This window comes from Paraburkholderia sp. XV, assembly GCF_020177535.1.
GTDB lineage: Bacteria > Pseudomonadota > Gammaproteobacteria > Burkholderiales > Burkholderiaceae > Paraburkholderia > Paraburkholderia caribensis.
The window spans coordinates 1-12,092 of the sequence record NZ_JAGUUD010000176.1 but is presented as its reverse complement, the minus strand read 5'-3'; the positions used below and the strand labels follow the sequence as shown (position 1 = coordinate 12,092).

Genomic DNA, 12,092 nt, shown 5'->3' with positions numbered 1-12,092 from the left:
GCAAAGAAAAGTAGGTGCCGCCCCGCACAGGGGCGACGCGTGAAGCAAGCTAACGAATCGCGGATGCCAGCGAAAACGCAAAAACCCCGAAACAAATCGCGGATGCCAGCGCCAAACCCAATCCAATCACCACGAGCGTCGCAGACAAAAAACAAAAAAACCATGTCACCATACCCGCACGGAAGTGCAAAACCCCCAAACCCAACACCATGCCCCGCCCCGACCCCGACGAACTCCTCGACAAACTCCAGCGCGAAGAAGAAAAACGCCAACGTGGCAAGCTGAAGATTTTTTTCGGCGCATCGGCCGGCGTCGGCAAGACATATGCAATGCTTCAAGCAGCACGTCGCCGAAAAGAAGAACACATCGACGTAGTCGTAGGAATAGCGGAAACCCATGGCCGCAACGAAACAGCAGCGCTGCTCGAAGACCTCGACGTGCTGCCGCTCGCGCGTATCGAATACCGCGGCCGCCTGCTAGGCGAATTCGACCTCGACGCCGCGCTCGCGCGCAAACCACAACTGATCCTCGTCGACGAACTCGCCCACTCGAACGTCCCGGGCGCACGCCACGCCAAACGCTGGCAGGACGTCTACGAACTCCTCGATGCCGGCATCGACGTCTACACCACCGTCAACGTCCAGCACCTCGAAAGCCTTAACGACGTAGTCGGCCAGATCACCGGCATCCGCGTATGGGAGACAGTCCCCGACCGCGTCTTCGACCGCGCCGACGAAGTCACGCTCGTCGACCTGCCCGCCGAAGAACTGCTCGACCGCCTGCGCGACGGCAAGGTCTATATGCCGCAACAGGCCGAGCGCGCCGTGCGCAACTTCTTCCGCAAGGGCAATCTGATCGCGTTGCGCGAACTGGCGCTGCGCCGCACGGCCGACCGCGTCGATGCGCAAATGCGTGAATACCGCGCCGATCGCTCGATCCAGCGCATCTGGCAGGCCCGCGAACGGCTCCTCGTGTGCGTAGGGCCCGGCCCCGAGGCGCCACTGCTGGTGCGCGCAGCCGCACGTCTCGCGGCGAGCCTGAAGGCGGACTGGATCGCCGTCTACGTCGAAACACCCAGGCTGCAACGGCTCTCCGACGCACGCCGCGAACGCACGCTCGACGCGCTCAAGCTCGCCGCCGACCTCGGCGCGGAAACGGCGACGCTCGCGGGCGCCGACGCCGTCTCGACCTTGATCGGCTACGCCCGCGTGCGCAACGTCTCGAAGCTGATAGCAGGCGGCTCATCCGCCACCGGCCTCGCGCGCTGGTTACGCCGCCCGTTCGGCGAGCGCCTTGCGGAACGCGCGAGCGACCTCGATCTCACGCTGATCCGCGCCAGCAGCGACGAAGCAGGAGCGACCCGCGAACGCCACGCCGACGAAGAAGGGCGCGCGTGGCGCGACGCGCTGGTCGCGGCGCGCGAGCGTCGTTCGCCGCCGCGCAATTACGCATGGGCGGTCGCGATCTGCGCCGGCGTGACGCTGATCGCAAGCCAGCTGATCGACCGCATCGATCTCGCGAACCTCGTGATGCTGTATCTGCTCGGCGTGATCTTCACGGCCGTGAAGCTGGGACGCGGGCCGGGCGTGATGCTGTCGTTCCTGTCCGTCGCCGCGTTCGATTTCTTCTTCGTGCCGCCGCGCATGTCGTTGTCGGTGTCGGACACGCAATACCTGTTGACCTTCATCGGCATGCTGCTGACATCGCTCGTGATCGGCCATCTGACGTCGAGCCTGCGCCGCGAAGCCAGCGTCGCGCGCAGGCGCGAGCAGCGCACCAGCGCGATGTACGCAATGGCGCGCGAACTGGCGGCGGCGCTGACGACGGAGCAGATCGTCGGCATCGGCAGCCGTCATGTGAGCGAAGTATTTCGCGCGCGCGTCGCGGTGTTGTTGCCCGACAGCGCGGACCAGGTGAAGCAGAAGGTCGACGATCCCGACGAAACCATCATGCTCGAAGCCGCCTCGCTCGACGTCGATGTCGGCCAGTGGGTGTACGACCAGCAGAAGCCCGCGGGCCACGGCACCGACACGCTGCCCGCCGCGAAGGCGCTCTATCTGCCGCTGCGCGCGCCGATGCGCACACGCGGCGTGCTGGCCGTCGCGATGCGGGACGAGCGCGAACTCGACGTGCCCGAGCAGCAGCGAATGCTCGACGCGTTCGCCGCGCAAATCGCGCTCGCCCTGGAGCGCGTGCATTACGTCGACATCGCCCGCGATGCGCTCGTGAACATGGAGTCCGAGCGGCTGCGCAACTCGCTGCTGTCCGCGATCTCGCACGATCTGCGCACGCCGCTCACGGCGATCGTCGGCTTTTCGTCGATGCTCGCCGGCCAGCCGCGCGAGGCGGGCAACGCGGCGCAAGGCGAACTCGTCGACGCGATCCATGAAGAAGCGCTGCGCATGACGGGCATCGTCACGAATCTGCTCGACATGGCGCGCCTGCAGGCGGGCAGCCTGAAGCTGAACCGGCAATGGTCGCTGCTCGAAGAGACGGTCGGCTCGGCGCTGCGCGACTGCCGGCGCACGCTTGCGCGTCATCCCGTGCAGGTATCGCTGCCCGCCGATCTGCCGTTGCTGCAGCTCGACGCCGTGCTGCTCGAGCGGCTCTTCGCGAACCTGTTCGAGAACGCGGCGAAGTACGTGCCGCCCGACACGCCGTTGACGATCGGCGCGCAGCGTATCGACGAGAACGGCAAGCCGTTCGTGCGCGTGACCGTCGACGATACCGGACCGGGCTTGCCGCCCGGCATGGAAGCGCGCATCTTCGAGAAGTTCACGCGCGGCGAAAAGGAATCGGCGAAGCCGGGCATCGGCCTCGGACTTGCGATCTGCCGCGCGATCGCCGAGGCGCATGGCGGTAGAATCGGCGCGGCCAACCGCGTCGCCGCCGATGGCCGCGTCGAAGGCGCGCGCTTCTGGTTCACGCTGCCCATCGAAACGCCGCCGCCCGTGCCCGACGTCCTCGACGACGACGCTGCGGGCGAGGTGGACCCCGAAGTGGCCCCCGAAGCGGACCCCGAAGCGGACGCAAACCCGGACGCAAACCCGGACGCCCATTCGCTTCACCGACAACAAGCCGACACGCATCCTAATACCCACTCATGAGCGACCTGAGCATCACTGTCGTACTGATCGAAGACGAACAACAGATTCGCCGCTTCGTGCGAGCGTCGCTGGAAGGCGAGGGCATGGTCGTGTACGACGCGTCCACGGGCAAGCAGGGGCTGATCGAAGCGGCGACGCGCAAGCCCGATCTCGTGATCGTCGATCTAGGCCTGCCCGATACCGACGGCCTCGACGTGATCCGCGAACTGCGCGGCTGGAGCGAACTGCCCGTGATCGTACTGTCGGCGCGCACACAGGAGAGCGAGAAGGTGGCCGCGCTCGACGCGGGCGCCGACGACTATCTCACCAAGCCGTTCGGCGTGTCCGAACTGCTCGCGCGGATTCGCGCGCATCTGCGGCGGCGCAACCAGGGCGGCGCCAACGAGACGCCGCAAGTGCATTTCGGCGGTGTGACCGTCGATCTGGCGTTGCGCCAGGTATCCCGCGACGGCGAGCCCGTCCATCTGACGCCGCTCGAATACCGGCTGCTCGCCACGCTCGTGCGCCACGCGGGCCGCGTGCTCACGCACCGGCAGTTGCTGCGCGACGTGTGGGGGCCGTCGCATGTGGAAAGCCATCACTATCTGCGCATCTATATGGCGCATTTGCGGCAGAAGCTGGAGCGCGATCCGGCGCAGCCCGAGCATATCGTCACCGAAACGGGCGTCGGCTACCGGCTGGTCGGCGTCGCCTGACGATTCGGCGCGACAGGGCGCGGCATGGCGTCGCGTTATATCGGATCAAGTATGAAGGAGCGGCGAAAACCGGTCCATTTTGATATGATGACGCACGGCAAGGACGACCTTGCTGCATCCGCTTTCAACGGGGACGGCCCCATCTTCATTGGGAGTTCGTCTCATGTCCTGGATTCTTCTTTTTATCGCCGGTTTGCTGGAGGTCGCGTGGGCGGCCGGTCTCAAGACATCCGAAGGTTTCACCCGCTTCTGGCCGTCTGTCTTCACCATCGTGACGGCGCTCGGCAGCTTCGTGCTGCTCGCGATGGCCATGCGCCAGTTGCCGCTTGGCACGACCTACGCTGTCTGGACGGGCATCGGCGCGGTCGGCGCGTTCATTTTCGGCATCGTGATGATGGGCGAGGCGGTGACGGCGGCGCGGGTCGGCAGCGCCGTGCTGATCGTCGTCGGACTGATCGGACTGAAGCTGTCGTCGGGGCATTGACCGGGCGGCCGCCGGGGCCGTCAAAGCGCGCCATTCGTCTGAAAATTGCCGCAATCACGCTACAAACCGCGGCGCCGCCGTGCGGTCGGCGGATTGACGTGGCTATAATGAGACGGAAATCACCCTGAAATTGCTCCGCGCGGCCTTGATGCGCGGGTCCGGCGGCTTCGGCGGGCGGAGCCACTGGCGCTTCCCACCGTTTCATGGCACAGCCGCCGGAACTGACGGCACGCTATGCGCGCCTCGGAGGCGGCCATGCTTGAACCTCTTTCGCTTGCAGCCGGCCTCTCCTGGGGCAGTGGCTTGCGCCTTTATCTGACCGTGCTGATCGCGGGCGTGTTCGGGCGCGCCGGTTTCATCCATCTTCCCGATACGCTGTCCGTGCTGCAGTCGCCGTGGGTGATCGGCGCGGCAGCCGTCCTGACGCTCGCCGAATTCCTCGCCGACAAGATTCCCGCGTTCGATTCGCTGTGGGATGCCGTCCACACCTTCATCCGCATTCCGGCGGGCGCCATGCTGGCCGTCGGCGCGCTCGGCCACGCCGATCCGGCGCTGATGACGGTCGCGGCGCTGGCTGGCGGCACGCTCGCCGGCGCGTCGCATCTGACGAAGGCGGGCACGCGGGCCCTGATCAATCTGTCGCCGGAACCGGTGTCCAATGTCGTCACGTCGTCGGCGGAGGACGGGCTCGTGTTCGGCGGATTGCTGCTCGCGCTGTTCGTCCCCGTGCTGTTTCTCGTCTTGCTGGTCGGCTTTCTCGTGCTCGCGAGCTGGGCGCTGCCGCGTCTGTGGCGCGGCGTGCAGGGCGGCTTTCGCGGCATGGCGACGCATATGGTGTCGCGACTCGCGCGGAGCCGTCACGATTGAGCGAAGCCGAACGCGTCACCACCGAGGCTCCGCCCGAGCTTCCGCCCGAATCCCCGCGTGAGCGCCATGCGCGGCGCGAGCCCGCACACCGGCTGTCGCTGGGTCATCTGCTGCATCAGTCGCTGCGCATGACGGCGCGCGACTGGCGCGCGGGCGAGCTGACCATGTTGCTGCTCGCGCTGGTACTGGCCGTCGCGGCGCTGTCCAGCGTCGGCTTTCTGGCCGACAGGTTGCATCAGGGACTCGAGCGCGATGCGCGGCGCATGATCGCCGCCGATTTCATCGTCCGCTCCGACCATCCCGTCGATCCGCAATTCGCCGACAAGGCCAAAGCGCTCGGCCTCGACACGGCGACGACGGCGATCTTCCCCAGCATGGTCAATTCGACGGTACCTACCCCCGTCTCCCGGCTCGCGGCGGTGAAGGCGGTGTCGGCGGGCTATCCGCTGCGCGGCGAACTGAAGATCGCGCTGGCGGCGGGCGCACCCGATCGCGAGGTGCGCGGCATCCCGCCGCCCGGCGAGGTGTGGGTCGACCAGCAGATGCTCGATGCGCTGAAGGCGCGCATCGGCGACAAGGTGAAAGTGGGCGGGCGCGATTTCACGATCGGCGCCTTGATCACGCGCGAGCTGGATCGCGGCTTCGCGTTCGTCAATTTCTCGCCGCGCCTGATGATGCGCGCCGACGATCTCGCGTCGACGGGACTGACGGGCTACGGCAGCCGCGTCACGTACCGGCTGCTGGTGGCGGGCGGCGACGAGCCGGTCGCGGAATTTGCGAAGTGGGCGCACGAGCGCGTCGACAACGGCAAGATGCGCGGCTACGCGCTGGAGTCGTTGCAGGACGGCCAGCCGCAGGTGCGTCAGACGCTCGACCGCGCGAGCCACTTCCTCACGCTCGTGTCGCTGCTGACGGCGCTGCTTGCCGCCGTCGCGATCGCGATGGCCGCGCATCGCTACATGCGGCGGCATCTGGACAGCTGCGCGGCGATGCGCTGCCTCGGCGCAAGCCAGCGCACCTTGCGCGCGCTGTTCCTGTTCGAATTCGCGGGACTGGGTCTGGTCGGCGGGATGGCGGGCGTGGTGCTCGGCTTCGGCGGGCATCTCGCGCTGTTCTGGTGGCTTGGCAGTCTGATCGACGTGTCGTTGCCGTATCCGACTGTCTGGCCCGCGCTCGAGGGCATCGCCGCCGGTCTGGTGCTGCTGGTCGGTTTCGCGCTGCCGCCGCTGTTGCCGTTGACGCGTGTGCCGCCCGTGCGCGTGCTGCGCCGCGAGTGGGGCGAGGAAGGGCGCACCGCTTGGGCGGCGTACGCGCTCGGCATCGTGCTGTTCGCGGGGCTGTTGATTCTCGCCGCGGGTGAACTGAAGCTCGGCGGGATCGTCGCGGGGGGCTTCGCGGGCGGGCTGCTGCTGTTCGCACTGATCGCGCGTCTGGCGCTGTGGGGCGCCGCTCGCGTCGTGCGCAGCGAGCGGTTTCATATCGGCATTGGCTGGCGCTATGCGCTTGCGTCGCTGGAGCGCCGCGCGAATTCGAGCGCGCTGCAGATCACCGCGCTCGCGATCGGACTGATGTGCCTGCTGCTGATCGCGATGACGCGCAACGATCTGATCGAAGGCTGGCAACGCTCGACGCCGCCCGACGCGCCGAACGAGTTCATCATCGACATCCAGCCCGATCAGCGCGATCTCGTCACGCACTATCTGTCGGCGCACGGTTTTCCCGGCGTCGAGCTTGCGCCGATGGTGCGCGGCCGCCTGATCGCGATCAACGGCAAGCCCGTCAATCCCGACGACTTCAAGAGCGAGGATGCGCGGCGGCTGGTGGATCGCGAGTTCAACCTGTCGTACACGACGCAGTTGCCGGACGACAACCGGATCGTATCGGGCGCGTGGTACGGCAACGCGACCACGCCGCAAATTTCGATCGAACAGGGCCTCGCGAAGATTCTCAAGGTGAAGGTCGGCGACACGCTGCGCTTCGACGTGACGGGCCTGCAGGTCGACGCGCCCGTGACGAGCGTGCGCAAGCTCGACTGGGGTTCGTTCAAGGTCAACTTCTTCGTCGTGATGCCGCCTGCCGCGCTGAAGGACTATCCGGCCACCTTCATCACGAGCTTCCATGTGCCGCCGGGGCAACGCGCCGTGATCGACGGGCTGATCGGCCAGTATCCGAATCTCACCGCGATCGACACCGCGCCCATTCTCGCGCAGGTGCAGCGCGTGATCGGCCAGGTGATCGGCGCCGTGCAGTTCCTGTTCGGCTTCACGCTGTTCGCAGGCGTGCTGGTGCTGTACGCCGCGCTCGCGGGCACGCGCGACGAGCGTATGCGAGAATCCGCGCTGCTGCGCGCGCTCGGCGCGTCGCACGCGCAGGTGCGTGCGGTGCAGGTCGCGGAGTTCGTCGTGGTCGGCGCTCTGTCGGGGCTGATGGCGGCGATCGGCTCGCAGCTGATCGGTTTCGTGCTCGCCTCGCGCGTGTTCGATTTTTCGATCAATTTCAACCCGTGGCTCCTGCCAGCGGGCGTTGCGGCGGGCGTGGTGTGCGCCGCCGTCGGCGGCTGGCTCAGCCTGCGGCATGTGCTGACGCGGCCCGCGCTGCAATCGTTGCGCGACGCGTGATGCGTGCGGCAGCGTCCGCCGCCGTGACATTCCTTTGACTGTGTAGTTGCCCGTATGACTGATCCGATTGACGAAGCGCCGTCGCAGCCGACCGCCTTCGAACTGGTGGGCGGCGAAGCGCGCGTGCGCGAGATCGTCGACCGTTTCTACGACCTGATGGACCTCGAAGCCGACTTCGCCGGTATCCGCAAGCTGCATCCGGCGACGCTCGACGGCTCGCGTGACAAGCTGTTCTGGTTCCTGTGCGGCTGGCTCGGCGGCCCGGATCATTACATCAGCCGCTTCGGCCATCCGCGTCTGCGCGCGCGGCATCTGCCGTTCCAGATTGCGTCGGTGGAGCGCGATCAGTGGCTGCGCTGCATGGCGTGGGCGATGGAAGACGTCGGCCTGCCCGAGCCGCTGCGAGAGCGCCTGCTGCATTCGTTCTTCGATACGGCCGACTGGATGCGCAATCATCCCGGCTGACATGCTGCGCGACCGCGAGCGGAAGTGTCGCGCGTCGTAAAAGCGTCGTGCCAGAGCGACCGGTACAGTTCGGTCGGAAGCGCTTCGATCTGAACGCGGCGGGCGATGGCGGCATCGGCATAATGTCCGCTGGCTCGACACAGGCACAAAGGAGACTCCCCATGACGACGCGCGCGCTGTTTCGCGACGACGCCTATCTGACCCACTGCGACGCGACCATCACCGCGCTCGACGAGCAGGGCATCCATCTCGATCAAACCGTGTTCTATCCCCTTGGCGGCGGCCAGGCGGGCGACGCGGGCGTGTTGACGCTCACCGACGGCACGCGTATCGAGATCGCTGACACACGCAAGGCGAAGTTCGAAGGCGCGACGCCCGACGACGCCGTCCACGTTCCCGCGCCCGGCCAGGAGGCGCTGCTCGCGCAGCTTGCCGTTGGCCGGAAGGTGACGGCGCAGATCGACTGGACGCGCCGCTACCGGCACATGCGCCTGCACACGGCGAGCCACCTGATGTGCGCTGTGCTGCCGTATCCCGTCGATGGCTGCAGCATCACGTCCGACTACGCGCGCCTCGACTTCGCGACTGTCGAGCCGATCGGGCGCGAACTCGTCGAAACGCGGCTCGCGGAGCTGGTGGGCGGTGCGCATGCCGTGGCGACGCAATGGATCACCGACGATGAAATGGCGGCGCGCCCCGAACTGGTCCGCACGATGAGCGTGAAGCCGCCGATGGGCCTCGGGCGCGTGCGGCTGCTGCGCATCGAAGGCGTCGATCTGCAGCCGTGCGGCGGGACGCATGTGCACAACACGGAAGAGATCGGTGCGCTGCGCGTCGCGAAGCTGGAAAAGAAAAGCGCGCGCACGCGGCGGCTCGTGCTGGAGTTCGCATGAGCGTGCGCTTCGACGCGGCGGCGTATTCGCCGGAAGCGGACTACGCGGCACTCGATCCGACCGCGCGCGACGTGCTGGATTGCTGGTTCGGCACGCCGGGTTCGGACGGCTATGGCAAGGACCAGAAGCGCTGGTTCAAACGCAGCGACGCGTTCGACGCGATGCTGCGCGAGCGTTTCGGTGCGTCGATCGAAGCGGCGCTGGCGCATGAACTCGACGCATGGCTCGCGACGCCGCTCGGCTCGCTGGCGCTCGTGATCGTGCTCGACCAGTTCACGCGCAACTGTCATCGGCGCACGGCGCGCATGTACGACGGCGACGCGCAGGCGTTGAGCATCACGCGCCGCATGATCGAAGAGGGCAGCGACGTCCTGCTGCCGACCGTCTATCACCGCGCGTTCGCGTACATTCCGTTCGAGCACGTCGAGACGGTGGAAGGCCAGCGCGAAGGCGTGCGTCTTTACACGCTGCTCGAAGCACAGGGGCTAGCCCCTTCGTATGCGCGCTCCGCTCTGCGGCACGCGCGGATCGTCGAGCGCTTCGGGCGCTTTCCGCATCGCAATGCGTTGCTCGGGCGTTCGTCGAGCGAGGAAGAGGTCGCGTTTTTGCGTGAGCCCGGGTCGTCGTTCTAGATCGGCTCAGCGGCCGGCGCTGACATCCAGCAGCGCGCCCGTCACATACGACGACGCATCGCTCAACAACCAGACGATCGCTTCGGCGACTTCGTCGGCCGTGCCCGGGCGGCCGAGCGGCGTCTGCACGCCGAGCACCGCGGCGCGGTCGGGACGGCCGCCGCTCGCGTGGATGTCGGTGTCGATCAGTCCGGGGCGCACCGCGTTCACGCGGATGCCCTGCGGGCCGAGTTCTTTCGCGAGGCCGATCGTCATTGTGTCGACTGCGCCTTTCGAGCCGGCGTAATCGACGTATTCGTTCGGCGAGCCGAGCCGCGACGCCGCCGACGACACATTCACGATCACGCCGCCATGTCCGCCGCGATCTTTCGACATGCGCCGCGCCGCCTCGCGCGCGCACAGATACGCGCCGTATACGTTGACGTCGAACATGCGCTTCAGGCGCGTGGCGTCCATGTTGGCGAGCGGCATGGAAGGCGCGACGATACCCGCGTTGTTGACGAGCGCGTCGATGCGGCCAAACGCATGCTCCACTGCATCGAACATCGCGATGACCTGGGCTTCGTCGGCGACGTCGCCCGCGATCAGGCGCGCGTGGCCGCCTGCGCGTCCGACTTCGGCGGCTGTCTGTCTGGCGGCCGCTTCATTGGTGGCATAGTTCACGCCGACCGACCAGCCGTGTGCACCGAGCATGCGGGCCGTCGCGCGGCCGATGCCGCGGCTCGCGCCCGTGATCAGAACCACTTTCGTCATGCTTGCCTCTCGCTATGCAGCAGGAAAGCGCTCGACGCGCATCACACGCGCTCGCGGTTGTCCGCCCACTTGTCGCTTGCGGGCGGCTGGTAGCGCTGCAGCTTCTGGATCAGAGCGGCGGGATCGCTGTCGACCTGAAGGATGTCGAAGTAGGTCTGGCGCATGAAGCCCTCCTGCACGGTGTGTTCGAGCATCGCGATCAACGGATCGTAGAAACCGTCGATATTCAGCACGGCCACAGCTTTCTGATGATAGCCAAGCTGTGCCCAAGTGTAGACCTCGAACAGCTCTTCGAGCGTGCCTGCGCCGCCCGGCATCGCGACGAACGCGTCGGAGAGATCGGCCATCATCTTCTTGCGCTGATGCATGTCGGGCACGACGTGCAGTTCCGACAGGCCGTTGTGGCCGACTTCCTTGTTGACCAGCAGTTCTGGAATCACGCCGATCGCGCGGCCGCCGGCGGCCATCACTTCGTCGGCGATCACGCCCATCAGACCGACCTTGCCGCCGCCGTAGACGAGCGACAGGTTTGCCGCGACGAGCGCGCGTCCGAATGCTTTGGCGGCGTCGCGGTACAGCGGTTTGGCTCCGTTGGAGGAGCCGCAATAGACACAGACTGCCTTCATCGTTACCGGTCCTTCGATTCGTTGCGAGGTTCGCGCGGGGGCAGATAGTCGTAGAACTCGCGCTGCGGATGCTTGCCCGACACGAGGTCGTCGAACAGTTCGCGCGAGCGGCCACGCAGATACGGCGCCATCAGCGACACGATCTGCACGCTGACCTGATGCAGTTCGGCCTGGATTGCTTCCTGTTCGTTGTACTTGCGCGGATTCATGACGAACTGATACGACAGCCAGTAGGTCGCGATCACACCGATATTGGTCGCGATGACCTTGAGTTCTTCGGGTGTCGCGACCATTTCGTTGTCGGCCACGAGTTGCTCGCAGAACTGGCTCGCGAAGCGCACCTTGTGGCTGATGATCTGCTTGAAGTGTGTTTCCAGCGTGCGGTTGCGTGCTAGCAGGTCGTTGAGGTCGCGATACAGGAAGCGGTAGCGCCATGTGAAATCGACCATGTACTGCAGATAGGACCACATTTCGTCGATGGTTGCGCGGTGGTCCTCCGGGAAACGCAGACGCTTTTCGATCTCCTGCTCGAACTGGCTGAAGATGCTGTTGATGATGTCGTCTTTGTTGCGGAAGTGGTAGTACAGGTTGCCTGGACTGATTTCCATTTCCTCGGCGATCGTCGTCGTCGTGACGTTCGGCTCGCCGATCTCGTTGAAGAGCTTCAACGATAGCTCGAGAATCCGTTCGCGCGTGCGGCGGGGAGGTTTGGCTTCCATATCGTCCTTGGCGGGCTTGCTGCGCTGCCCGGGCTGGGGTTTTCGGGTTTTTGAGACTATCGTCTGGATTATAAACCGACCGTTCGATGGGTTTTGGTTCTCGATGTGGCTGGCCGTTGGGTGTTTTTTTGTCTTGCGACGATCGTTTGGTTTGCTTGTGTTTGCGCTGGCATCCGCTTTACGTTAGCTCGCTTCAGGCGTTGCCCCTGTGCGGGGCGGCACCTACTTTTCTT

12 protein-coding genes are annotated in these 12,092 nt (G+C 66.1%); 8 read left to right on the top strand and 4 right to left on the bottom strand.

What is annotated here, in order from left to right; translation table 11 throughout:
• Window positions 1-338: hypothetical protein (locus KFO72_RS39395; protein WP_225034337.1), on the bottom strand; the 338-nt coding region annotated here is incomplete at its 3' end.
• On the opposite strand from KFO72_RS39395, the gene KFO72_RS39390 reads away from it, so the two are divergent.
• The 8 genes from KFO72_RS39390 to KFO72_RS39355 all read left to right on the top strand — a co-directional run bounded on the left by KFO72_RS39390 (window position 330) and on the right by KFO72_RS39355 (window position 9,761).
• Entirely contained in the window at window positions 330-3,107 is a 2,778-nt protein-coding gene (locus KFO72_RS39390; protein WP_263628004.1) for a DUF4118 domain-containing protein, read from the top strand. The genes KFO72_RS39395 and KFO72_RS39390 overlap by 9 nt on opposite strands.
• Window positions 3,104-3,802, top strand: coding sequence for a two-component system response regulator KdpE (gene kdpE / locus KFO72_RS39385; protein ID WP_060600171.1), 699 nt, complete (start codon window positions 3,104-3,106; stop codon window positions 3,800-3,802). The genes KFO72_RS39390 and kdpE overlap by 4 nt, the downstream gene beginning before the upstream one ends.
• Before the next feature lie 163 nt (window positions 3,803-3,965).
• Window positions 3,966-4,286 carry a quaternary ammonium compound efflux SMR transporter SugE gene (gene sugE, locus KFO72_RS39380; protein ID WP_225034335.1) on the top strand — a complete coding sequence of 107 codons (321 nt, stop codon included), beginning with the start codon at window positions 3,966-3,968 and terminating at the stop codon, window positions 4,284-4,286.
• A 255-nt stretch (window positions 4,287-4,541) separates the two neighbouring features.
• Entirely contained in the window at window positions 4,542-5,153 is a 612-nt protein-coding gene (locus tag KFO72_RS39375; protein ID WP_054930055.1) for a DUF4126 domain-containing protein, read from the top strand.
• A 128-nt stretch (window positions 5,154-5,281) separates the two neighbouring features.
• Window positions 5,282-7,771 (top strand): ABC transporter permease, encoded by a 2,490-nt coding sequence (locus KFO72_RS39370; protein ID WP_082670370.1) that lies wholly within the window; start codon window positions 5,282-5,284, stop codon window positions 7,769-7,771.
• A gap of 54 nt (window positions 7,772-7,825) precedes the next feature.
• A complete protein-coding gene (locus KFO72_RS39365; RefSeq protein WP_225034334.1) occupies window positions 7,826-8,236 on the top strand; it encodes a group II truncated hemoglobin in 411 nt (136 codons plus the stop codon).
• Window positions 8,237-8,397: 161 nt separating this feature from the next.
• The gene (locus KFO72_RS39360) at window positions 8,398-9,129 is read left to right on the top strand and encodes an alanyl-tRNA editing protein (RefSeq protein ID WP_107203999.1); all 732 of its coding nucleotides are present in this window, start codon (window positions 8,398-8,400) and stop codon (window positions 9,127-9,129) included.
• Window positions 9,126-9,761, top strand: a complete 636-nt coding sequence (locus KFO72_RS39355) for a DUF924 family protein (protein ID WP_225034333.1) — start codon at window positions 9,126-9,128, stop codon at window positions 9,759-9,761. The genes KFO72_RS39360 and KFO72_RS39355 overlap by 4 nt, the downstream gene beginning before the upstream one ends.
• A 6-nt stretch (window positions 9,762-9,767) precedes the next feature.
• Here KFO72_RS39355 and KFO72_RS39350 read toward each other — a convergent pair whose 3' ends face one another.
• The 3 genes from KFO72_RS39350 to KFO72_RS39340 are packed head-to-tail and all read right to left on the bottom strand — an operon-like array spanning window position 9,768 to window position 11,859.
• Window positions 9,768-10,514, bottom strand: a complete 747-nt coding sequence (locus KFO72_RS39350) for an SDR family oxidoreductase (RefSeq protein WP_054930052.1) — start codon at window positions 10,512-10,514, stop codon at window positions 9,768-9,770.
• A 41-nt stretch (window positions 10,515-10,555) separates the two neighbouring features.
• Window positions 10,556-11,140 (bottom strand): TIGR00730 family Rossman fold protein, encoded by a 585-nt coding sequence (locus KFO72_RS39345; RefSeq protein WP_060600178.1) that lies wholly within the window; start codon window positions 11,138-11,140, stop codon window positions 10,556-10,558.
• 2 nt (window positions 11,141-11,142) lie between these two features.
• On the bottom strand, window positions 11,143-11,859 hold the full coding sequence (locus tag KFO72_RS39340) for a TetR/AcrR family transcriptional regulator (RefSeq protein WP_062915568.1): 717 nt from the start codon (window positions 11,857-11,859) through the stop codon (window positions 11,143-11,145).
• Window positions 11,860-12,092 lie beyond the last annotated feature (233 nt).

Excerpts from the sequence above, each read along its gene's own strand:
- KFO72_RS39345 (WP_060600178.1), bottom strand. The coding sequence starts at position 11,140 with ATGAAGGCAGTCTGTGTCTATTGCGGCTCCTCCAACGGAGCCAAACCG.
- KFO72_RS39365 (WP_225034334.1), top strand. The coding sequence starts at position 7,826 with ATGACTGATCCGATTGACGAAGCGCCGTCGCAGCCGACCGCCTTCGAA.
- KFO72_RS39360 (WP_107203999.1), top strand. The coding sequence starts at position 8,398 with ATGACGACGCGCGCGCTGTTTCGCGACGACGCCTATCTGACCCACTGC.
- KFO72_RS39375 (WP_054930055.1), top strand. The coding sequence starts at position 4,542 with ATGCTTGAACCTCTTTCGCTTGCAGCCGGCCTCTCCTGGGGCAGTGGC.
- KFO72_RS39390 (WP_263628004.1), top strand. The coding sequence starts at position 330 with ATGCTTCAAGCAGCACGTCGCCGAAAAGAAGAACACATCGACGTAGTC.
- KFO72_RS39370 (WP_082670370.1), top strand. The coding sequence starts at position 5,282 with ATGACGGCGCGCGACTGGCGCGCGGGCGAGCTGACCATGTTGCTGCTC.
- KFO72_RS39340 (WP_062915568.1), bottom strand. The coding sequence starts at position 11,859 with ATGGAAGCCAAACCTCCCCGCCGCACGCGCGAACGGATTCTCGAGCTA.
- kdpE (WP_060600171.1), top strand. The coding sequence starts at position 3,104 with ATGAGCGACCTGAGCATCACTGTCGTACTGATCGAAGACGAACAACAG.
- KFO72_RS39350 (WP_054930052.1), bottom strand. The coding sequence starts at position 10,514 with ATGACGAAAGTGGTTCTGATCACGGGCGCGAGCCGCGGCATCGGCCGC.
- sugE (WP_225034335.1), top strand. The coding sequence starts at position 3,966 with ATGTCCTGGATTCTTCTTTTTATCGCCGGTTTGCTGGAGGTCGCGTGG.
- KFO72_RS39355 (WP_225034333.1), top strand. The coding sequence starts at position 9,126 with ATGAGCGTGCGCTTCGACGCGGCGGCGTATTCGCCGGAAGCGGACTAC.